This is a genomic window from Nitrospirota bacterium (assembly GCA_016178585.1).
GTDB lineage: Bacteria > Nitrospirota > Nitrospiria > JACQBW01 > JACQBW01 > JACOTA01.
In genome coordinates this window covers 1-19,283 of record JACOTA010000039.1, presented here as the reverse complement: position 1 = coordinate 19,283, position 19,283 = coordinate 1, and the positions used below count along the sequence as shown (strand labels likewise).

The 19,283-nt window shown below is 46.1% G+C and carries 20 protein-coding genes and 1 other annotated feature; of the genes, 11 read left to right on the top strand and 9 right to left on the bottom strand.

All coding sequences use genetic code 11. The annotated features are described in order from the left end of the window. Window positions 1-118: 118 nt before the first annotated feature. The 9 genes from HYR79_06870 to pdhA form a co-directional block, all read right to left on the bottom strand. On the bottom strand, window positions 119-1,663 hold the full coding sequence (locus HYR79_06870; GenBank protein ID MBI1821416.1) for a 2-isopropylmalate synthase: 1,545 nt from the start codon (window positions 1,661-1,663) through the stop codon (window positions 119-121). A gap of 337 nt (window positions 1,664-2,000) precedes the next feature. After that, window positions 2,001-2,338: a binding site (T-box leader), on the bottom strand. A 6-nt stretch (window positions 2,339-2,344) separates the two neighbouring features. After that, window positions 2,345-3,151, bottom strand: coding sequence for a CDP-diacylglycerol--serine O-phosphatidyltransferase (gene pssA / locus HYR79_06865; protein MBI1821415.1), 807 nt, complete (start codon window positions 3,149-3,151; stop codon window positions 2,345-2,347). Further along, the gene (locus tag HYR79_06860; protein ID MBI1821414.1) at window positions 3,148-3,801 is read right to left on the bottom strand and encodes a phosphatidylserine decarboxylase family protein; all 654 of its coding nucleotides are present in this window, start codon (window positions 3,799-3,801) and stop codon (window positions 3,148-3,150) included. The genes pssA and HYR79_06860 overlap by 4 nt, the downstream gene beginning before the upstream one ends. Then, entirely contained in the window at window positions 3,782-4,795 is a 1,014-nt protein-coding gene (gene ilvC / locus HYR79_06855; GenBank protein MBI1821413.1) for a ketol-acid reductoisomerase, read from the bottom strand. The genes HYR79_06860 and ilvC overlap by 20 nt, the downstream gene beginning before the upstream one ends. A gap of 29 nt (window positions 4,796-4,824) precedes the next feature. Further along, window positions 4,825-5,343: an acetolactate synthase small subunit gene (gene ilvN / locus HYR79_06850; GenBank protein MBI1821412.1), complete on the bottom strand. Its 519-nt coding sequence runs from the start codon at window positions 5,341-5,343 to the stop codon at window positions 4,825-4,827. Between the two features lie 18 nt (window positions 5,344-5,361). Beyond that, window positions 5,362-7,125 carry a biosynthetic-type acetolactate synthase large subunit gene (gene ilvB, locus HYR79_06845; protein ID MBI1821411.1) on the bottom strand — a complete coding sequence of 588 codons (1,764 nt, stop codon included), beginning with the start codon at window positions 7,123-7,125 and terminating at the stop codon, window positions 5,362-5,364. Window positions 7,126-7,413: 288 nt separating this feature from the next. Continuing rightward, on the bottom strand, window positions 7,414-8,667 hold the full coding sequence (locus HYR79_06840; GenBank protein ID MBI1821410.1) for a 2-oxo acid dehydrogenase subunit E2: 1,254 nt from the start codon (window positions 8,665-8,667) through the stop codon (window positions 7,414-7,416). A gap of 26 nt (window positions 8,668-8,693) precedes the next feature. Continuing rightward, the gene (locus HYR79_06835) at window positions 8,694-9,668 is read right to left on the bottom strand and encodes an alpha-ketoacid dehydrogenase subunit beta (protein MBI1821409.1); all 975 of its coding nucleotides are present in this window, start codon (window positions 9,666-9,668) and stop codon (window positions 8,694-8,696) included. 2 nt (window positions 9,669-9,670) lie between these two features. After that, window positions 9,671-10,693 carry a pyruvate dehydrogenase (acetyl-transferring) E1 component subunit alpha gene (gene pdhA / locus HYR79_06830; GenBank protein MBI1821408.1) on the bottom strand — a complete coding sequence of 341 codons (1,023 nt, stop codon included), beginning with the start codon at window positions 10,691-10,693 and terminating at the stop codon, window positions 9,671-9,673. 319 nt (window positions 10,694-11,012) lie between these two features. On the opposite strand from pdhA, the gene HYR79_06825 reads away from it, so the two are divergent. The 11 genes from HYR79_06825 to HYR79_06775 all read left to right on the top strand — a co-directional run bounded on the left by HYR79_06825 (window position 11,013) and on the right by HYR79_06775 (window position 19,100). Next, the gene (locus HYR79_06825) at window positions 11,013-11,402 is read left to right on the top strand and encodes a hypothetical protein (protein ID MBI1821407.1); all 390 of its coding nucleotides are present in this window, start codon (window positions 11,013-11,015) and stop codon (window positions 11,400-11,402) included. A gap of 53 nt (window positions 11,403-11,455) precedes the next feature. Continuing rightward, window positions 11,456-12,445 carry a hypothetical protein gene (locus HYR79_06820; GenBank protein ID MBI1821406.1) on the top strand — a complete coding sequence of 330 codons (990 nt, stop codon included), beginning with the start codon at window positions 11,456-11,458 and terminating at the stop codon, window positions 12,443-12,445. Window positions 12,446-12,518: 73 nt separating this feature from the next. Next, a complete protein-coding gene (locus HYR79_06815) occupies window positions 12,519-12,869 on the top strand; it encodes a cupredoxin domain-containing protein (protein MBI1821405.1) in 351 nt (116 codons plus the stop codon). Window positions 12,870-12,871: 2 nt separating this feature from the next. Then, window positions 12,872-13,405 (top strand): hypothetical protein, encoded by a 534-nt coding sequence (locus HYR79_06810; GenBank protein MBI1821404.1) that lies wholly within the window; start codon window positions 12,872-12,874, stop codon window positions 13,403-13,405. Window positions 13,406-13,455: 50 nt separating this feature from the next. Further along, the gene (locus tag HYR79_06805; GenBank protein MBI1821403.1) at window positions 13,456-14,649 is read left to right on the top strand and encodes a hypothetical protein; all 1,194 of its coding nucleotides are present in this window, start codon (window positions 13,456-13,458) and stop codon (window positions 14,647-14,649) included. A gap of 9 nt (window positions 14,650-14,658) precedes the next feature. Then, a complete protein-coding gene (locus HYR79_06800; GenBank protein ID MBI1821402.1) occupies window positions 14,659-15,132 on the top strand; it encodes a hypothetical protein in 474 nt (157 codons plus the stop codon). A 42-nt stretch (window positions 15,133-15,174) separates the two neighbouring features. Further along, on the top strand, window positions 15,175-15,900 hold the full coding sequence (rsmI, locus tag HYR79_06795) for a 16S rRNA (cytidine(1402)-2'-O)-methyltransferase (protein MBI1821401.1): 726 nt from the start codon (window positions 15,175-15,177) through the stop codon (window positions 15,898-15,900). A 1-nt stretch (window position 15,901) separates the two neighbouring features. Beyond that, window positions 15,902-16,858: a zinc ABC transporter substrate-binding protein gene (locus HYR79_06790; GenBank protein ID MBI1821400.1), complete on the top strand. Its 957-nt coding sequence runs from the start codon at window positions 15,902-15,904 to the stop codon at window positions 16,856-16,858. A 1-nt stretch (window position 16,859) separates the two neighbouring features. Next, window positions 16,860-17,675 (top strand): metal ABC transporter ATP-binding protein, encoded by an 816-nt coding sequence (locus HYR79_06785; protein MBI1821399.1) that lies wholly within the window; start codon window positions 16,860-16,862, stop codon window positions 17,673-17,675. Beyond that, complete coding sequence (locus tag HYR79_06780) at window positions 17,668-18,489, top strand: metal ABC transporter permease (GenBank protein ID MBI1821398.1); 822 nt, start codon at window positions 17,668-17,670, stop codon at window positions 18,487-18,489. Before HYR79_06785 ends, HYR79_06780 begins: the two co-directional genes overlap by 8 nt. A gap of 134 nt (window positions 18,490-18,623) precedes the next feature. Then, window positions 18,624-19,100, top strand: coding sequence for a DUF4388 domain-containing protein (locus tag HYR79_06775; GenBank protein MBI1821397.1), 477 nt, complete (start codon window positions 18,624-18,626; stop codon window positions 19,098-19,100). The last annotated feature ends 183 nt before the right edge of the window (window positions 19,101-19,283 follow it).

The window sequence follows — 19,283 nt, the reverse complement described above, 5'->3', positions numbered from 1 at the left end:
CGCGATAAACGGTTGAAAATTATTTTTTTCCTTCATTATTTTGCCACAAATTTTTCATTAAATAAAATTTATTTTTTTCATAGGGAGCTTCTTTAGCGGTTTTTGGATCCGTCATCGATTACGGGTTGTGGATGGAGATTTTTTTGCCAGAATGAAGGTCTCTCATTCCTGCCAGCTTGTTGAGCGCATTTAAGTAGGCTTTGGCGCTGGCGATCAAAATATCGGTATCAGAACCATGACCCGCGACGACCTTGCCATTTTCCTCCAGCTTGACCGTAACTTCGCCCTGCGCGTCCGTCCCGCCGGTAATGGCCGACACGATATAAGAAAGAAGTTTTCCTTTATTCTGAGTGAGTTTATCAAGCGTTTTGTAAACCGCATCGACGGGCCCATCTCCTTTACCAATTTCTTTGATAACCCGGCCTTCTCTCTCCAATTCAATAGTCGCTGTTGGACTAACCTGCGTTCCACTTTCCACATAGAGGTTTTTCAGCCGAAAAGTTTCATGCTGTTTGGAAATTTCATCGCTGACAATGGCATTTAAGTCATCTTCATACACCTCTTTTTTCTGGTCAGCCAGCTTTTTAAACCTTTCAAACGCATGATTCATCTCATCTTCCGTCAGTTCAAACCCCATTTCTTTTAAACGGGTTCTAAAAGCGTGTCGTCCGGAATGTTTTCCCATGACCATTTTACTCTGGCTTAAACCGACCGACGCCGGTGAAATAATTTCATACGTTGATTTTTCTTTGAGGAGTCCATCCTGGTGAATCCCCGATTCATGGGCAAAAGCGTTCGCTCCGACAATGGCTTTGTTTGCCTGCACCTGCATGCCGGTAATTCGGGTGAGCAGGCGGCTGCTTTTGATAATTTCTTCAGTTTTCACTTTTGTATCAGCATCGTAGACATTCTTTTTTATCCTTAACGCCATGACCACCTCTTCCAGGGAAGCATTTCCAGCCCGTTCCCCGATTCCATTAATGGTGCACTCCACCTGTCCCGCTCCGTTTTTTATCGCGGCCAACGAATTGGCGACAGCCAGCCCCAGGTCATTATGGCAATGAACCGATATGACGGCATACTGAATATTCCGGACATTTTCTTTAATCCCTTTAATCAGAGCGCCAAATTCCTCCGGCGTTGCGTATCCAACCGTATCCGGAATGTTAATCGTAATGGCTCCGGCATCAATCACCGCTTCCAAAACGCTATAAAGATAAAACGGGTCAGACCGGGTGGCATCCATCGGAGAAAACTCCACATCGTCAACCAGGGCTTTTGCCCTTCGGACCATTTCAGACGCCCGGTCTTTAGCTTCATCCCGGGTCATCCTGAACTGGTGTTCAAGATGAATATCGGATGTCGAGAGAAAAGTATGAATTCTTTTTCGCGGAGCGTCGGCGATGGCAGCTGCCGCGCGCTCTATATCCTCCACTCGCGCCCTGGCAAGACTGCAAATGACCGGTCCTTCAACCTCCCGTGATATTTTTTGAATCGCCTCAAAATCCCCAGGCGAGCTGATGGCAAAGCCCGCTTCGATAATATCGACCCCAAGCTGAGCCAATTGCCTGGCGATGATGACCTTTTCTTCCACATTCATACTGCATCCCGGGGACTGCTCCCCGTCTCTTAAGGTCGTATCAAATATTTTAATGGTCCTCATTTTTTCTCTCCTGTCTATTCTATCGAGGGGCCTTCGCGTACTCCGCTCAATGCCCCCCGTTCCCCCGCGCTTCATACCGGCAAAGCCGGTTATTCCGCTTTATTCTCTCTCTAGTGTAGTGAGTCATACTTTGCATTATAACCAGCCAGCATATCATGTTAAAGATTGTCATTGCGAACGAAGTGAAGCAATCTCGCTTTTTAACGGACATAAACAGGGGATTGCTTCGTCACTAATGTTCCTCGCAATGACAAACCAAATGTAAAGAAGCGTTGGACTCACTACACTAGCTAGAAATAAAGAAACCTTCATGCCTGTAAGGTCGTTACGACAACCTCACAGGGACGAAGGTTTCTTCGTGGTACCACCCTGCTTTGACCTCTTTTTTTAAATCAAAAAGAGTTCCTTCATTGGCTTTTGGTTACGGTAAGCTTCCGGCATCTCCTGGCAGGAATGAGTCCCCCGTTCAAAGATGCGGCTCCAAGGCGAGTTCAACCATTTGCCTGCCGGTTTGCACCATCCACCGGCTCTCTATTAGACTCAAGGGCCTGTGCGGTTTCGCTTCGCGAAATCCTCCAATGCCCCCGAACCCCGCTTTCACACAGGCAAAGCCTGATGTTCAAGCTCTTATTTTGTTAGACAAAATGGTTTACTATTCCTCTTCAATGCCTTTATTTATTTTTATCGATGAGGATGATGAATCTGCTCCTCATCAAAATCATCAAATTCTTCATCCGAATCAATCTCTTCTTTCTTCGTCGAGGCCCTTGAAAACACCGCTCTAAAAGGCCTGGAAATCGGCCCTGAAAGCGCATAGAGAACCACGATTGAGAATAACATAATATGGGGCTCTAACACAATCACGACAAAAATAAGAATCGCCCAAACCAGATATTGAAAAGAACGTTTGGAATTTAAATTAATATCTTTAAAACTGCGATATTTGATATTACTGACCATTAAGAAAGCCAGGGCGTAGGTCATCACGAGAATTAAAACCGGTTTTACTTCAGACCCAAGCCTTAGAATGTGATTGTCCAGGATGACCATCATCGCAACAGTGCTGGCGGCCGCAGGAATAGGAAGCCCGGTAAAATACCGGGGATCTGACACCGTGGATTGGACGTTAAACCTTGCAAGACGCAATGCGCCACAAACGACGAAAAGAAAAGCGGCGATCCATCCCAGGCGATTGTACGAATGCAACGCCCAGGAATAAATCAACAATCCCGGGGCCAAACCGAAAGAAATTAAATCAGCCAGGGAATCATATTCTGTCCCGAACCGGCTGGTAGCATTGGCTAATCGGGCCGCTTTTCCGTCAAGGGTGTCAAATATGGTCGCGGCAAGAATGGCGTAGGCAGCCATCAGATATTCCGCATTAAATATTGAAATAATGGCGTAAAAACCGCTGAAAATATTCCCGGTGGTAAACAGGTTAGGAATTAAATAAACTCCTTTTTGTTTTACCTTTGTCATTTTAATCATGATAAGACTCCAATCACGGTTTCTCCCCCTTTGACCTTTTCTTTCGCTTTAACGGCCACTTTCGAATCGGAGGGAAGGTAAAGGTCGACTCTTGAACCGAACTTTATTATACCACACCGCTCCCCTTTTTCCAATCGATCCCCTTCTTTGGCATAACAGATGATCCTCCGGGCAATCAGTCCGGCAATCTGGATAAAAAGGATTTTCTTTCCTTTATCTGTCTCCAGCAAAATCGCATTTTGTTCATTTTCCAGAGAGGCTTTTTCCGCATTTGCCGCAAAGAACTTCCCCCTGGTATAAGAAATTTTCTTGACAACTCCGGAATAGGGAGCCCGGTTCACATGCACATTAAAAACGTTCATGAAGATGCTGATTTTGATCGCTTTGTCTTTTAAAAACCGGTCTTCCTGTATGAGTTCAACCGAGATAATTTCCCCGTCCGCCGGCGAAAGGATAACCCCCTCTTCCTGTGAACCTTTTCGATTGGGATTTCTAAAAAACTGAAGGACGAAAACGGTGACTAAACCAAAGAAAACCGTTATTGAAGTTAAACCAAACAGGAGAGAAAGAAGGGTTGCTCCGATTCCCGCGAAGACATACGGAAAACCCTCCGTCGCGATAGGAAACGTTCTAGTTTTTGTTTTTGTCAACCAGCCGTTCCTTTTTTAACCATGGCATCATCTCCCGCAGGCGAGCCCCGACCTCTTCAATCGGGTGTTTTTCGCCCTTTTTACTTAAGGCATTGAAAACAGGCCGATTGGCTTTGTTTTCAAGAATCCATTCTTTCGCAAAAGAGCCAGACTGGATTTCGGACAATATTTTTTTCATTTCCGCTTTAGTCTGTTCGGTAACGATTCGCGGACCGCGGGTTAGATCTCCATATTTGGCGGTATTGCTGATCGAATACCTCATGTTGGAAATTCCCCCTTCATAAATCAGGTCGACAATCAATTTGACTTCATGGAGACATTCAAAATAGGCCATTTCGGGAGAATATCCGGCTTCGGTCAGGGTTTCGTATCCGGCCATAATGAGCGCGGTCAAGCCGCCGCAGAGAACGGACTGTTCTCCAAAAAGATCGGTCTCGGTTTCTTCCCGGAAATTCGTTTCGATAACCCCGGCTCTCCCGGCGCCGATGCCTTTGGCATAGGCCAGCCCAATGTTTTTAGTGTCACCGGAAGGGTCTTGATGAATGGCCAAAAGAGCTGGAACACCGCTTCCTTTGGTATATTCTGACCGCACCAGATGACCCGGACCTTTAGGGGCGACCATAAAGACATTCAGGTCTTTTCGCGGAATAATCTGGCCGAAATGAATGCTAAACCCGTGCGCAAAGGCTAAATAAGCGCCTTCTTTAAGAAAGGGCGCGATTTCTTCCGAAAAAAGAGCGCCCTGAAGTTCATCCGGAGCCAAAATCATGAGGATGTCAGAGGCCTTTGCGGCGTCACTCACCTTCATGACCTTCAACCCTGCCCGCTCTGCTTTTTCCCATGATTTCCCCGGTCTTAATCCAACCACCACATTGAGTCCGCTCTCCTTTAAATTGTTGGCGTGAGCATGCCCCTGGCTTCCATAGCCAATAATGGCAATGGTTTTATTTTTTAGATTTTTTAACTCTCCGTCCTGATCGTAATAAATCTTCATTTTTTTCATCCCTATCTATTTTATTAAAATTAGCCTTCCGCGACCTTCTTTTCTCTTTGCAACAGCATTTTGGCTTCTTCACGAGCAATCGCGATACGACCGGTGCGGACGACCTCCTTTATTCCCAAGGGTCGAAGGAGGTTAATCATTGCTTCTATTTTTTTTACCTCGCCGGAGATTTCAATGGTATAAGAAGTTGGACTGGAATCGATGATTTTTGCTCTAAAGATATCGGTGAGCCGAAGGGCCTCCGCCCGATCTTCTCCCTTTGCATGGACTTTGATTAAAGCCATTTCCCGTTCGACGAACTCGTTTTCAGTTAAATCAACCACTTTAATGACATCGATCAGCTTATTGAGCTGCTTGACGATCTGTTCGATAATCCGCTCATCCCCTTCAGTGACAATCGTCATTTGAGACATGGTGGGATCTGTTGTCGGACCCACTGAAAGGCTTTCAATATTAAATCCTCGTCCGCTGAAAAGACCGGCGACTCGCGATAAAACGCCAAACTTGTTCTCAACCTGAATTGAAATGATACGCTGCATGAGTTAAATTTCTTTAAATTACGCGGTTAAAATTGAATCGGGATCTGCCAATCGGGCAGGCTTGTCTTCCTGAACAGGCTTCGGATCTTCGAAAACCATGGCGTAGTTTGACCCGCCGGCCGGAACCATAGGATAAACGTTTTCATTGGAATCCACCACAAAATCCATGACGACGGGCCCTTTAACTTTTAACGCCTTGAGAATGACGCCCTCGACTTCATCGGGCCTGGACGCTCTGAGTCCCACCGCTCCGTAGGCTTCGGCCAATTTGACAAAATCGGGGCTTTGATCGAGATAGCTGGAAGAATACCGGTTTTCGTAAAAAAGCTGCTGCCATTGGCGAACCATTCCTAAATATCGGTTATTCAAAATCGCTACCTTCACCGGGAGGTTTTCCACCACTGCAGTCGCCAATTCCTGAATATTCATCTGGATGCTTCCATCCCCGCTAATATTAATCACAAGTTTTTCCGGAAAAGCCGCCTGGGCTCCCAGAGCCGCGGGGAAACCGTAACCCATCGTTCCCAAACCTCCGGAATTTAAAAAGGTACGGGATTGATTAAATTTATAAAACTGCGCCGCCCACATCTGATGTTGTCCGACATCGGTGGTTACAATGGCGTTTCCCTTGGTGAGTTCATAGAGCTTTTCGATGACAAACTGGGGCTTAATGACATCCGCTTCTTGATGATATTGCAGCGGCCGTTCCTTTTTCCATTGTCCAATTTGAGCCATCCAGGGTTTTCTCAACGCCTTCAAATCTTCGTTGCCGATAAAAGAATTTTTAATGACCTCATTTAATTCTTTTAAAACACTCTTCACATCCCCGACGATCGGAACGTCTACCTTAAAATTCTTTCGGATCGAAGTGGGGTCGATATCAATATGGATCACCTCGCAATTGGGCGCAAATTCAGAAACCTTACCGGTAACCCTGTCGTCAAACCGCGCCCCCACGGCAATTAATAGATCACAGTCATGAACGGCCCAATTGGCGCAGGCCAAGCCATGCATGCCCAGCATTCCCAGGGAAAGAGGGTGTGTGCCTGGAAAAGCCCCCAATCCCATTAAGGTCATCGTTACCGGAATCTGGGTTAGTTCAGCCAATTCCTTGATTTCGTCGTAAGCATTAGAGAGCACCACACCGCCACCCACGTACAAAACGGGTCTTTTGGCCTTTGCGATGGAAAGAGCCGCCTGTTTGACCTGCCATTTATTTCCCTGAATGGTTGGGTTATAACTCCGGATCGAAACCTTATCGGGATATTTAAACTCGGTTTTGGCAAAGGTCACATCTTTGGGGAGATCAATTAAAACCGGACCAGGGCGCCCGGTGGTCGCAATATAAAACGCTTCTTTGATAATCTGGGCAAGATCTTTGACATCTTTGACGAGAAAACTATACTTCGTGCAGGGACGGCTGATTCCGACAATATCGGCTTCCTGAAAGGCGTCGTTCCCAATCATTTGAGTAGGCACCTGACCGGTAATCACCACCAGTGGACAGGAATCCATATAGGCGTTGGTTAACCCTGTCACGGTATTGGTCGCTCCGGGTCCCGAGGTCACCAGAACGACCCCCGCTTTACCGGTTACTTTGGCATACCCCTCACCCATATGCATGGCCCCCTGCTCATGGCGGGTCAAGATGACCTTCAGGGCCTTTTCATGATAAAGGGCATCAAAAATACCCAACACCACCCCTCCGGGAAGACCAAAAATGGTATCGACCCCTTCTTTCTTAAGAGATTCAAGTAAAATTTGGGAGCCTGTCAACTTCATAGAAAAATTCCTACCCTGTTTTTCGTTTTAAGAAAGTCGTCTTTAAATCAAGAAATTAAATTTCCAAAAAAGGAAATAAAAATGGACGATTTTTCAATAAATTAGCACAATTCAGCCGTAACCGTCAATATGAAAAAGAGGACCCAAGACCAGCGATAGAAAGTTGTCATTGCGAGCGAAGTGAAGCAATCTCGCTATCTTGAACCGAGATCGCCACGCACCCTACGGGTGCTCGCGATGACAGGCAAAACAAGGAGTTACAAATCCTATCTCTCTTGGGGGAGACTTTTATCGGCTTTCGATGAGGAGAAGGTTGGGGTTCTGGATATGCTCGATCACGGCGTTTAAAAATCGGCCGGCATCCGCCCCGTCAATAAGGCGATGATCAAAAGCAAGGGAGAGGGGGGCAATCTTTCGGATGACAATTTTTCCGTTGATGACAACGGCCTGGTCTTCAATCTTTCCAACACCCAGAATGGCGGCTTCGGGATAATTGATGATGGGCGTCCCGTAAGTTCCGCCAATGACCCCATAATTAGTGATCGTAAAAGTGCTTCCCTTTAAATCTTTTAAGTCAATGGTTCTGGAGACCGCTTTTTGACCCAGATCATTGAGTTCTCTCGCGATCTCGAGAATGCTTTTTTGGTCGGCATTTTTGAGGGCAAAAACCATTAGGCCGTTTGGCGTATCGACAGCGATCCCGATATGATAATATTTTTTTAATATAATTTCCTGACGACCTTCATCCAGACTTGAGTTTAAATAAGGATAGAGCTTTAACCCGGCAATGACCGATTTGATGATAAAAGGGAGATAGGTTAACTTAAGGCCTTGTTTTTCGATCGCCGTCTTCTCCTGCTCCCGCACCTCTTGCAGACGGGTCATATCGGCTTTATCCATAAAGGTAACGTGGGGTATTTTCTGGACCGAATCAACCACAAGCCTGGCGGCCGTTCTTCTGATCCCTTTAAAAGGAATCCGCTCCACTGAATCTGGAGGGCGGACAACTTCGATCTCAATGCCGCCCGACTCCGGCTTCCCGCCTGGCGCAGCATGAGGCGCAAGCCTTTTGCTTTCCACCTCTGAAGCTGAAGAATAAGCTAAAACATCCTCTTTTCGAATCCGTCCTTCGGGACCCGTTCCTTTCACCCGGTTTAAATCGACTCCGATCGACCTGGCCAAAACCCTTACTGAAGGAATGGCACGGGACTTTTCAATGACACCAGGATCCGGCCGCGCCTCTTCCAAATCTTCCGGGGCTTCTTCCAGTATGCCAACAACGGACCCGAAATCTTTTTTAAGCCTTTCGTCCGAGAACTCCACTAACACATCCCCGACCTTTATGATTTCCCCTTCTTTTCCATGAATCGCTTTAATGATCCCTGTAAAAGGAGAAGAAATGGGTACGATTGCCTTATCGGTTTCAACTTCAAGAAGGGTCTGGTCCACGGTAACCGCGGACCCTTCCTGAACAAACCACTTTACAATTTCCCCTTCGGTAATCCCTTCGCCTAAATCCGCAAATTTAAATTCTTTCGGCATGAATAAATCTCCACCCGTAAATAAAGTTAGAAACAAAGCGTTCGATGAATAGCCTCGACAATCCCCTCAGGGTTCGGCAGATAAAACTGTTCCATTTTCGGAAGGGGAATCGCGGTATTAAAGCCCGCAACTCTTGAGACAGGCGCCTCAAGATAGAGGAGCGCTTTTTCCTGAATGACCGCCGCGATTTCGCCTCCCAGCCCCCCTTTTAAGGGCGCCTCATGGACGATAACCCCGCGGCCTGTTTTTTTAATCGACTCTATTATTTTATCCGTATCCATGGGATAGAGCGTCCTTAAATCTATAACCTCCGCTTCAATTCCTTCCTTTTGAACCGCTTCAGCAGCTTTTAAGGCAACCTGAAGCATCGCTCCCCAGGCGATTAATGTGATATCCTTACCCGTTTTGGCCGTTCGCGCTTCTCCCAGAGGAACCAAACCATCTCCTTTGATTTCCTCCTTGATCGACCGGTAAATCCGGGCAGGCTCTAAAAACAACACCGGGTCCGGGTCCCGGATCGCCGATTTCAGAAGAGCTCTGGCATCCGATGGCGTCGACGGAACAACCACTTTTATTCCAGGGACATGAAAAAATAAGGCTTCGGAGCTTTCAGAGTGATGCTCGGGAGCATGAATTCCCCCGCCATAGGGAGCCCGAATGACCATGGGGCAATGATAGCGGCTTTTTGTCCGGGTTCGTAACCGTGCGGCATGAGAGATAATTTGTTCCATTGCGGGATAAATAAACCCCAAAAATTGGATTTCAACAACCGGAATTAATCCATAAGCCGCCATTCCGACCGCCGCGCCAACAATACCTGTTTCTGAAAGAGGGGTGTCGATGACCCGTTTTTCACCGAACGCTTCAAGTAATCCTACCGTTGCGCGGAAGACACCGCCATCTTTACCGACGTCTTCTCCCATCACAACAACATTGGGATTGCTTGCCATCTCCTCTTTCAGGGCCAGATTAATGGCTTGAACAAGCGTCAATTTTTCCATCTTCACTTTTTCTTCCGAAAAATTTTCTTCTGTTCAACCAGATCGGGCGTTGGTTTTTCAAACACATAGTCAAATATTTCCCCGGGGTCGACAGGCGGGGATTCTTCATATTCTTTAACCGCTTCCAAGATCCGATTCTGGCTGTTTTGATTGACCTGGTCTTCATAGGACTGTGTCCACCAGTTTTTATTTTTCATATACTGTTTTAGCCGAAGAATCGGGTCCTTCTTTTCCCACTCTTTAACCTCTTCAGACGACCGGTAGCGTGAGGCATCGTCAGCCGTTGTATGATCTCCCATCCGATAGGTCACAGCTTCGATAAAGGTCGGTCCGCCTCCCTTACGGGCCTTTTCCAACGCCGCTTTGGTCGTTTGATGCACCCCGAAAACATCGTTACCATCAATTTGAACGCCGGTCATTCCATAAGCAATGGCTTTTTGAGCCAGGGTTTGGGAGGCCGTTTGCCTCGACCGGGGGACGGATATGGCCCATTGATTGTTTTGACATAAAAAAACCACGGGGAGGGAAAAAACCCCGGCAAGATTCATCCCTTCGTGAAAATCTCCTTTTGACGTCGCTCCATCGCCAAAAGTAACCAGCACGGCAATCGGATCGCCTTTGATTTTAGCCCCCCAGGCGGCGCCGACGGCATGGGGAATATGGGTTCCCACAGGAATCGCGATCGGGAAGTCGTTCTGGTTTGGAGGAATGACATTTCCTCTTTCATCCCCGGACCAGTAAAAAAAAAGGTTTTTTAAAGGAAGGCCTCTGATGATCGAAATACCGATATCCCGAAAGGCGGGAAACCACCAATCCGAAGGTTGAAGAGCCAGACCTGCGCCGACCTGGATAGCCTCTTGACCCCTGATAGAAGCGTAAGTCCCCAATCTGCCTTGACGTTGTAAATGAAGGGCTTTCTCATCGAAAGAGCGGGCAAGCTCCATCGATTCATAAAACCGCTTGACCTCTTTCTCGTCGAAATCAGAGAGAAGAGAATGGTCAGCTTCTCCCTCAAGAACAGCGATAGGATTTGTAACTCCTTGTTTTGCCTGTCATCGCGAGCGCCCGCAGGGTGCGTGGCGATCTCGGTTCACGATGGCGAGATTGCTTCGCTTCGCTCGCAATGACAACTTTCTATCGCTGTTCTTGGGCTTAACCCTGGCAGGCCCGAAAACCCTCCTGTACCGATTGATTATTTTACCCAATTTTCCTTTGATGAATAAAATCATAAAAATAACTGAAAATTCCTATTGACACACTTTTCCAATTCGGCTAAAGTAGCCTCCATTCTTCATCAATTCTTTTACAACTCCGATTAATATTTTTTATTCAACTGGTGAGCCTATGAATAAGAAAAAAATCTTCAGCCTTACCCTTTTCCTTGCGGTTTCCGCATCAATCTTTTCAATTGCGGGTCTTTTAAGCACGGCCACAACCAGCAAAGCCGAATATGGTGATATTACATTGAATCACTATGCCGAAAAAGCCGGAATGCCTCCGGTGGTTTTTCCCCACTGGTTTCATAGAATTCGTTTTAAATGCAAAGTTTGTCATCCCAATATTTTTGAAATGAAACAGGGCGCAAATGACATTACCATGGTCAAAATCGTCAAAGGGAATTTTTGTGGCAAATGTCATAACGGAAGAATCGCCTGGCCGCCCATTTATTGCGACCGCTGCCATTCTGGAAAGAGTGACATTTCCATTCCAAAGGCGAGAGGGTTTGTCAAATAGTCTAACGATCATCATTTTCATTCCATTTTGGATAAACGTCAGGATGATGTCCTATGATGAATAAATTGAAGTTTTCGAAGCTTTTATTGATTGGTACAGGGGTTTTCTTTCTTTATTCGTGCTCGTGGTTTCATACGAGTCAGGTCTCGGATTCAGGTTCTCCTGCCCGAATCTCCGATGAAACCAAGGTTGAGACTAAGGCCTCCCCGCAAGAGGGTTCTCTTTCACCCGTTGCGACGGCTACTCCGGCGCCGACTACCCCTGTTGCGGAGCCAGAGCCAGCCCCTGCGCCCACCGCTCCGGCTGAAACGAAAGCCGAAAGCAAGCCAGAACCTGTCAAACCGGCCCCTGAAAAACCTTTATCAGGGGGAAATGAAGTCGATCTTTCTCACATTACCCTTCCTCCGGGCCCTGATGAACGCCCTTTAACCAAAGAAGAAGTTTCGAAAATCCCCCCCTCTGAGGCTATTTATTTAAGCGGAAGGGGGGTCATGGCTGGAAAGGGAGACCCTACCGGTTTTGCCGGAGATGCTTATAAATCAGGATTAGCCAAACATCCCCTGGCGCTGGAAGTTTCTGACCTCCCCAAAGATCAATATGGTTTAGTCAATTGGGCAGATACCTTAAGACAGGGAAAAATCACCCCAAAACCATCGTTAAACCCTGAAGAAGCCGACATGCCTCCTTTCGATTTAACTTTTGATATTCCGACCAAAAGTAATTTCATGCCCAATGTCGCTTTTCCTCACAAAATTCACACCATGTGGTTATCCTGCACCAATTGTCATCCTGCTATTTTTCTGATGAACCATGCGGAAACCAACAAGAATATGACAATGCCGAAAATCGCATCGGGAGAATACTGCGGGCGCTGTCATAACCGCGTAGCTTTTCCTTTAAGCGATTGTCTCCGGTGTCATGTGATTCCCAAAGAAGGAGATAAGTTTGAAGGCACCGTTATTCCAGGTTTCGGCGATGTCAGCATGGAGCTTTGTGGAAATAAGGGCGTCGGTTGTCCACCCTCTATCGCTCCTCCGAAATAGCGTTCTGCGTGAATGGTGTAACGCTTGCCATTTTCTCCCAGTTTCAGGATAATAAGAAAAGCCTGCCATGATCTTGACTATTTTCATACTTTTGGGTTTATTCTTTAGTCCTTTAACCGTTTACGGTGAAGAGCCTCAGACATACGACATCCAGGTTCTTTTAAATAGCTATAAATTTGTTCCGGATAAACTAACCATAAAAGTCGGAGATACGATCGTTTGGCACAATAACGATGAACGCCAGCATGTGCTCGCGTCGGTACCAGGATCTGGACCGACTGAAGACCTTGAAATCTTCGCGGATAACTTCCACCCCGGAACCCTTTATTCCCATACCTTTAAAGAACCGGGTGATTATCCGTTTTTTTGTTTTATTCATAATAAAATGACCGGGCTTATCACCGTGCTTGGAAAAGAAAAGTAAATTTGGATAAATTTTTTTTTAAAACCGTTTTTTCACTGGCTCTTTTTATAGGGATGGCTTCCTGCGCACACTCCGAAATTTCAAAGGTCACCGGAACGGAAAGTTCTTCTAATCCCGTTGAAAAATCTGCACTGGGATCCGAACCTTTGTCTGAGGAAGCTCATCCTCTGGCGTTTGATTATTTGCCCAAGGCCAAACAGGGCTATGTCGATTGGGTTCAGGCCCTTCGACAAGGGATCATCCACCCCAAGGAAAATCTGACCGGAGACCCCAATATTCCAACCATGCCTCCGCTTGATTTTAATATCATCTTTAAGGCAAAAGGGGACATCCCCGATGTGGTTTATCCCCATCTTCCCCATACGGAATGGCTCGACTGCAGAAATTGCCACCCCGGCATCTTTAAAATGCAGGCAGGTTCAAATCCGGTTACCATGGAAAAAATAGTTCAAGGGGAATTTTGCGGGCGATGCCATGGAAAAGTCTCTTTTCCCCTGAGTGATTGTAGTCGATGTCATTCCAAACCCAAGTCGTAGTTCTGCCCCCTTTTTCCCTTTTCGCGGCGGTCCGGGAGAAATCGTTTGAAATGTTGAAAAAGTTCAGGAATTTTTTATTCACTCTAACTTTGCTCCCTTTTCTTTCGTTTTCTGCCAATGGCGAGGGGTGGGTTTCCCTTTCCGATCGTTTAAATCCCGAAACCATTCCGATGCCGGACACGCTTTCCAGCCGGCATTCCCTTTCCCCTACTCTCGCCTTTTGGAGGGGAGGGCTTTATGCCTCATGGACCCAACCGGATGCCCATGGCATTCAGCAAATTTATATTAAAAAACTAAACCGGAATCAAAAAACGTGGGAGGCGTTTGGAAAGGGTCAGAATAAAGACCGATTTTCTCCGGCTTCCACACCTTTTCTGGCTTCCAATGAAAAATCCCTCTTTCTCGCCTGGACGGAAAAAAATGGAAATCAGGTGTCTCAGCTTTATGTAAGGGAATGGAACGGCTCGGAATGGATTTCGCTCGGCGATTCTCTGAATGTCGATTCGGGAAAGGAGGCCCGGAACCCGGTGCTGGCCTTCTCAAATGATACGCCGTATATCGCCTGGAATGAATTGGGGGAAAAAGAATGGTCCAGACTCTATATTAAACGTTGGGAAGGAAAATCCTGGATCTCCGAAGGACCTGGATTTGGCCTGGAAAACCAGCATACAACCATGGCGCCCGGTTTTATTTTCGAAGGTCGGAAAGGTCATTTGGTCTGGCCTGAGGCGGATGGAACAAGAGTTTTTCAGATTTATCATGCGGCTTTAGAGGATGGGAAATGGTTTTTTCAGAAAAAATCTTTAAATAAAGACGTCCAAATGCAGGCTTTTAATCCTTCCATGACCTTATTTAACGGCGCCCTTTACCTGATCTTTCAAGAAAAAAACCGGGAAGGAGATTTTAAACTTCAACTTCGACATCTGGCCCCTGAAGGATGGAAAAATGACCCGGAAGAAATAATTGACCGCGGGGCAAAGGTTTTTAATCCCACACTCGCTTCGAATCGCCGCGGATTAATGCTGGCCTGGGAAGAACGGGATCCCCAGGGGCATCCGAAGATCGTCGCGCAATCCATCTTCCCGGCAGGGACAACAAAAGTGATGGCGCCCATTAATGCCGACGCCGACCGGGTCGGTTTAAGTCCTTTCCTTTTTTCAGGAGATCAGGAAATTTATCTGGCGTGGAAAGAAAACAATCAAGACGACCTTTATCAAATTCATATTAAGAAGTATTCGCCGTGAAATGACGTGATGAGTTCAATAACGCGTTTTATTTTAATGTTTATGATCATCGGGGGGTGTGCCATCCCTCCGTTCAACCCGGTTTTCCCAAACGACCAACCGGCCCAATCCATTGCCTTGGAATATCTTCCTAACACGCCAGCCGGTTACATTGATTGGGTGAAGGCGCTTCAACAGGGTCCTATTCACCCTAAAGACTCGCTGGACCCTTCTCAGCCGATTTCAAAACCGTATGACCTCAACATTGTTTTTAAAATCGACAAACGATATCCTCTCAAAGACGTCGTCTTTCCCCATTTTCCGCACACCCAGTGGCTCGACTGCATTAACTGCCACCCGGCCATCTTTATGCCGAAAGCAGGCGCAAACCCTGTTTCCATGCAGAGGATCTTTCAAGGAGAGTTCTGCGGAAGATGCCATGGGAAAGTCGCTTTCCCTCTGTATGACTGCGGAAGATGCCATTCCGGCCAAAAGATGAGTTAGCCATTTAAATTACAGTCGGCATCGTGTATACTACCGTCTCAAATGAGCCAGGGCGTTTTATATATTATTCCAACCCCTATCGGGAATTTAGAGGACATGACTTTAAGAGCTTTACGCATCTTAAAAGAAGTGGATGTCCTCGCCTCTGAAGATACGAGGCACACGCAAAAGCTTCTTTCGCATTTTGAAATTTCAAAAGTTTTAACCAGTTATCATGACTTTAATAAAGAAGAAAAGGCCCCCATTCTGCTTCAATTTTTAAAAGAAGGCCGAAACGTTGGATTGGTGTGCGATGCCGGCACCCCGACGATTTCAGATCCCGGCTATTTGTTAATCAATCAGGCCATCGACCACGGAATAAGGGTCATCCCTTTACCTGGGCCGTCCGCCCTCTTAACGGCCTTATCCGGATCAGGCCTTCCTACCGATGCCTTTATCTTCAACGGGTTTCTGCCTAAAAAAAAAACGGCCAGACTCCGGGTCATCGATGAATTAAAAGACGAAAAGAAAACCTTAATCTTTTTTGAAACCCCGCACCGGATTTTAAAAATTCTAGAAGAGTTTTATTCTGTTTTCGGCGAACGCCGGGTGGTCATTGCCAGGGAATTGACAAAAAAATTTGAGGAGTTTATTTATGGCACATTATCCGGCATTGTTAAAAAAAAATGGGCCGTTAAAGGAGAAATAACCCTTTTAATTGAAGGCAGAAGAAAAAAATCAACAGATTCCCAATTTAAGGAAAGCGAACATCATCAGGGTGAGGAATAAGATGATCTCTAAAAGACCCGGCCCGGGAAAAATTGTCCTGAGAAAGAGGTTTTCGGTTTTAAGCATCGTTATTTTTGTGGTTTTGATTTTTCCCTGGGCAGTCCCTTTTGCGGCCCGGGCCGATGAAGCAAAAATAAATGTCGTTACGACTCTTTCGGTTCTGAAAGATTTTGTCGAACAGATAGGACAAACCCGGGTATCGGTTTCCAGTCTCCTCACTGGAATGGAGAGTGAACATACCTACACGCCGAAACCGAGTGATATCCTCGCAATTAAAAAAGCCCAGATTCTAGTCCAAATCGGATTGGGCCTCGAGGTCTGGGTTCAGGGATTGATCTCAAACGCGGAAAATCCCGGCTTGCTGGTGTTAACCACTTCTGACGGAATTCCACTGATCCGGGAAGAAGAAAAACATATCGAATCAGACGATGCCCGCCATAACGAAGCGGGAAACCCGCACATCTGGCTTGATCCGGAAAATGCCAAGAATATGGTCAGAAAAATCACGGAGGGTCTGATCAAGAAAGACCCTGCCGGAAAAGATTTTTACCTGAAGAATCAGGGAATCTATCTTATGAAACTCGACGGAATGGAAACTTCTTTATTAAACGAGTTAAAAGTTTTAAAAAATAAAACCATCGTCACACAGCATTCCGCCTGGCCTTATTTCACGAGACGTTTTGGCTTCAGAGTGGCGGGAAACATCATGACCCAGATCGGGAGCGAGCCATCGGCCAAACAGGTTAAAGACCTCATTAACCTGATCAGGAAAAATAATATCAGGGTGATTATCTCAGAACCGCAGCTTAGCCCTAAAATTCCCCAGATCCTGGCTGCTGAAACCGGAGCCAAACTGATTGTCCTTTCCCCGTTGACCGGAGCAATTCCTGGAACCGAAACCTACCTCTCCCTGATTGAATACAATGTTCGTCAAATGATAGAGGCGATCCAACATTAATATGAATATCGAAACAACCCGAACCCAGCCAAACTCCGCGCTGATTCATTTTGAGAATGCCACTTTTGGGTACTCCACGACAACACCCGCGTTAAAAGACCTTTCTCTGGAAATCAGGGAGGGAGAGTTTATAGGCGTCATCGGACCCAATGGCTCCGGAAAAACCACTTTCTTACGGGCAATTTTAGGCCTGATATTACCCCAATCAGGCCGTCTTCACATTCTGGATTGCGATTGCGAGAAACTTCAGTGTCGTCACAGGGCCAAGATCGGCTATGTCCCCCAAAAAGACAACGTCGACCCTCATTTTCCGATCACGGTGTTTGAAACAGTCTTAATGGGACGTTATAGTTCCTTGGGACTTTTTAAGCGCCCGGGAGAAAAAGATAACGAAATTGTCATGAAATCCCTTGAAAATGTTTCCATGGCCTCATTTAGAAACACTCCTTTGGGAAACCTTTCCGGCGGACAGCAGAGAAGGGTGTTTATCGCCAGGGCCCTGGCTCAGCTTCCTCAGATTCTTCTTTTGGATGAACCGACCACCGGGATCGATTCTCCGACTTCCCACACCATCATTGAACTGATCCGAAAACTGCATAAAGAACTTCATTTGACCATTATTTTTGTGACCCATGAAATTAATACGATTAGTCCTTATATCGACCGCCTGGTCCTTTTAAACAAGAGTTTGATCGCCGTCGGAAAACCAAAAGAGGTCCTGGTGAACGAAACCCTGGCAAAAGTTTACGGCAAAGAGGTCATGATTCTTGAGCGAGAGCGGGGGGCGTATGTGATCATGGAGGACCATCATGGCTGAATTTCTTCACTACGGGTTTATGCAGAGAGCGCTCCTCTCTTCGATTTTAATTGGAACGCTCTGTTCCATTATCGGCGTATTTGTCATTTTGAAAGGTCTTTCTTTTATCGGAGCTGGAACTTCTCACGCCGCATTCGCCGGAGTCACACTGGGGTATTTAATCCAGTTTAATCCGTTTGTTCTGGCCATCGTTTTTGGACTGGGGACAGTTTGGACGATAGGCGCCCTTTACGAAAAAGGAAAATCAGAACTCGACGTTTCAACCGGAATTTTTTATACTTTAACGATGGCGCTTGCTATTTTATTTATCGGTTTGATGAAGGTTTATAATGCCGAGGTTTACGGCTATTTATTTGGAAGCATTCTTTCCGTAACCCCCGCCGATTTGGAAATTATGCTGGGTTTGGGAGGGGTCGTTTTATTCCTTATTTTCCTGTTTTATAAAGAATTCCATTTTATTACTTTTGATCAGGATATGGCGGAAGCGTCGGGAATCCCGGCCCGGCGGTTTTTCTTCCTCTTGCTGACTCTGATTTCTCTGACCATCGTCATTTCTTTCAAAGCTGTGGGCGCCCTTTTGGTTTTTGCAATGGTCATTATTCCCGCCGCTTCCGCCTATCAATTCGCCTGCCGAATGAAAACGATGATGGCGCTCTCCATCGGTTTCGGCGTCTTTGCTTCCATCGGAGGGGTCATTATTTCTTATGAGTATGACCTCCCATCCGGAGCAACCATTGTTCTTTTGGCGGCGTTTCTATTTTTTCTATCAATTTTATTCTCAAAAAAGAAAAAAAGATTCGGCCTTTTCAACTAACGAACCGCCGTTTTTTTTAAACGCTTTCGAACATCAGGCTCTGGAATCAGGTTTTAACCGCCAGGGCGGCGATTGACAACCAAAACTCATCCTTTATAATAATTGATAGATATTAAAGGAAAATTAAATTATAAATGAAAACCAGAAATTATCATTTCACCGACTTGCCTAAAATTTTTGAAGCGCTTCGAGTCAAAAAAACAACAGGCGTTTTAAAGCTCCATCAGGAAAAAGCTATTAAATCTCTTTTCTTTAAAGAAGGGAACCTTATTTATGCTTCCTCCTCGGAAAACGAAGACCGCCTGGGGGATATTTTATTAAAGATTGGAAAAATCACCCAAGAACACTATAAGATTTCCGCCGATTTAATTACAAAAACCGGTAAACGACAGGGGTCTATTCTCGTGGAAATGGGCGTCATCACACCCAAAGAACTTTTTGAAGGATTAAAATATCAAATCAGAGAAATCATCTCTAGCGTGATTTTATGGGATATGGGAGGAAATTGTGAATTTCAGCAGGGAGAGCTTCCTCCCAACATCATTCCCATTCCAATCGATTTAAGTGAAATTCTTTCGGGGATTATTGTTAAACTTGAAGCTGAAGCTTAATGGCCCTGGTGCCATCCCTCTACCTGTCTAATCTTTCTAAAATCGTAACTACTCAGGAGTGTCAGGGAGGAAAAAGCATTTCAGGCAAGTACGGTTGACCTGTCAGGGACTGGGTAATGGATTGCAAGAGGTTCCAGCCGTTTTTACGAGCTGTGGATAGGTAGCTTCTGATGCGGGCAAAGT

Coding starts and splice junctions, on each gene's coding strand:
- HYR79_06800 (MBI1821402.1), top strand. CDS start 14,659: ATGAGTTCAATAACGCGTTTTATTTTAATGTTTATGATCATCGGGGGG.
- HYR79_06840 (MBI1821410.1), bottom strand. CDS start 8,667: ATGCCGAAAGAATTTAAATTTGCGGATTTAGGCGAAGGGATTACCGAA.
- HYR79_06780 (MBI1821398.1), top strand. CDS start 17,668: ATGGCTGAATTTCTTCACTACGGGTTTATGCAGAGAGCGCTCCTCTCT.
- HYR79_06870 (MBI1821416.1), bottom strand. CDS start 1,663: ATGAGGACCATTAAAATATTTGATACGACCTTAAGAGACGGGGAGCAG.
- ilvC (MBI1821413.1), bottom strand. CDS start 4,795: ATGAAGATTTATTACGATCAGGACGGAGAGTTAAAAAATCTAAAAAAT.
- ilvB (MBI1821411.1), bottom strand. CDS start 7,125: ATGAAGTTGACAGGCTCCCAAATTTTACTTGAATCTCTTAAGAAAGAA.
- ilvN (MBI1821412.1), bottom strand. CDS start 5,343: ATGCAGCGTATCATTTCAATTCAGGTTGAGAACAAGTTTGGCGTTTTA.
- HYR79_06820 (MBI1821406.1), top strand. CDS start 11,456: ATGATGAATAAATTGAAGTTTTCGAAGCTTTTATTGATTGGTACAGGG.
- HYR79_06835 (MBI1821409.1), bottom strand. CDS start 9,668: ATGGAAAAATTGACGCTTGTTCAAGCCATTAATCTGGCCCTGAAAGAG.
- HYR79_06825 (MBI1821407.1), top strand. CDS start 11,013: ATGAATAAGAAAAAAATCTTCAGCCTTACCCTTTTCCTTGCGGTTTCC.
- pssA (MBI1821415.1), bottom strand. CDS start 3,151: ATGATTAAAATGACAAAGGTAAAACAAAAAGGAGTTTATTTAATTCCT.
- HYR79_06785 (MBI1821399.1), top strand. CDS start 16,860: ATGAATATCGAAACAACCCGAACCCAGCCAAACTCCGCGCTGATTCAT.
- HYR79_06805 (MBI1821403.1), top strand. CDS start 13,456: ATGTTGAAAAAGTTCAGGAATTTTTTATTCACTCTAACTTTGCTCCCT.
- rsmI (MBI1821401.1), top strand. CDS start 15,175: ATGAGCCAGGGCGTTTTATATATTATTCCAACCCCTATCGGGAATTTA.
- HYR79_06775 (MBI1821397.1), top strand. CDS start 18,624: ATGAAAACCAGAAATTATCATTTCACCGACTTGCCTAAAATTTTTGAA.
- HYR79_06790 (MBI1821400.1), top strand. CDS start 15,902: ATGATCTCTAAAAGACCCGGCCCGGGAAAAATTGTCCTGAGAAAGAGG.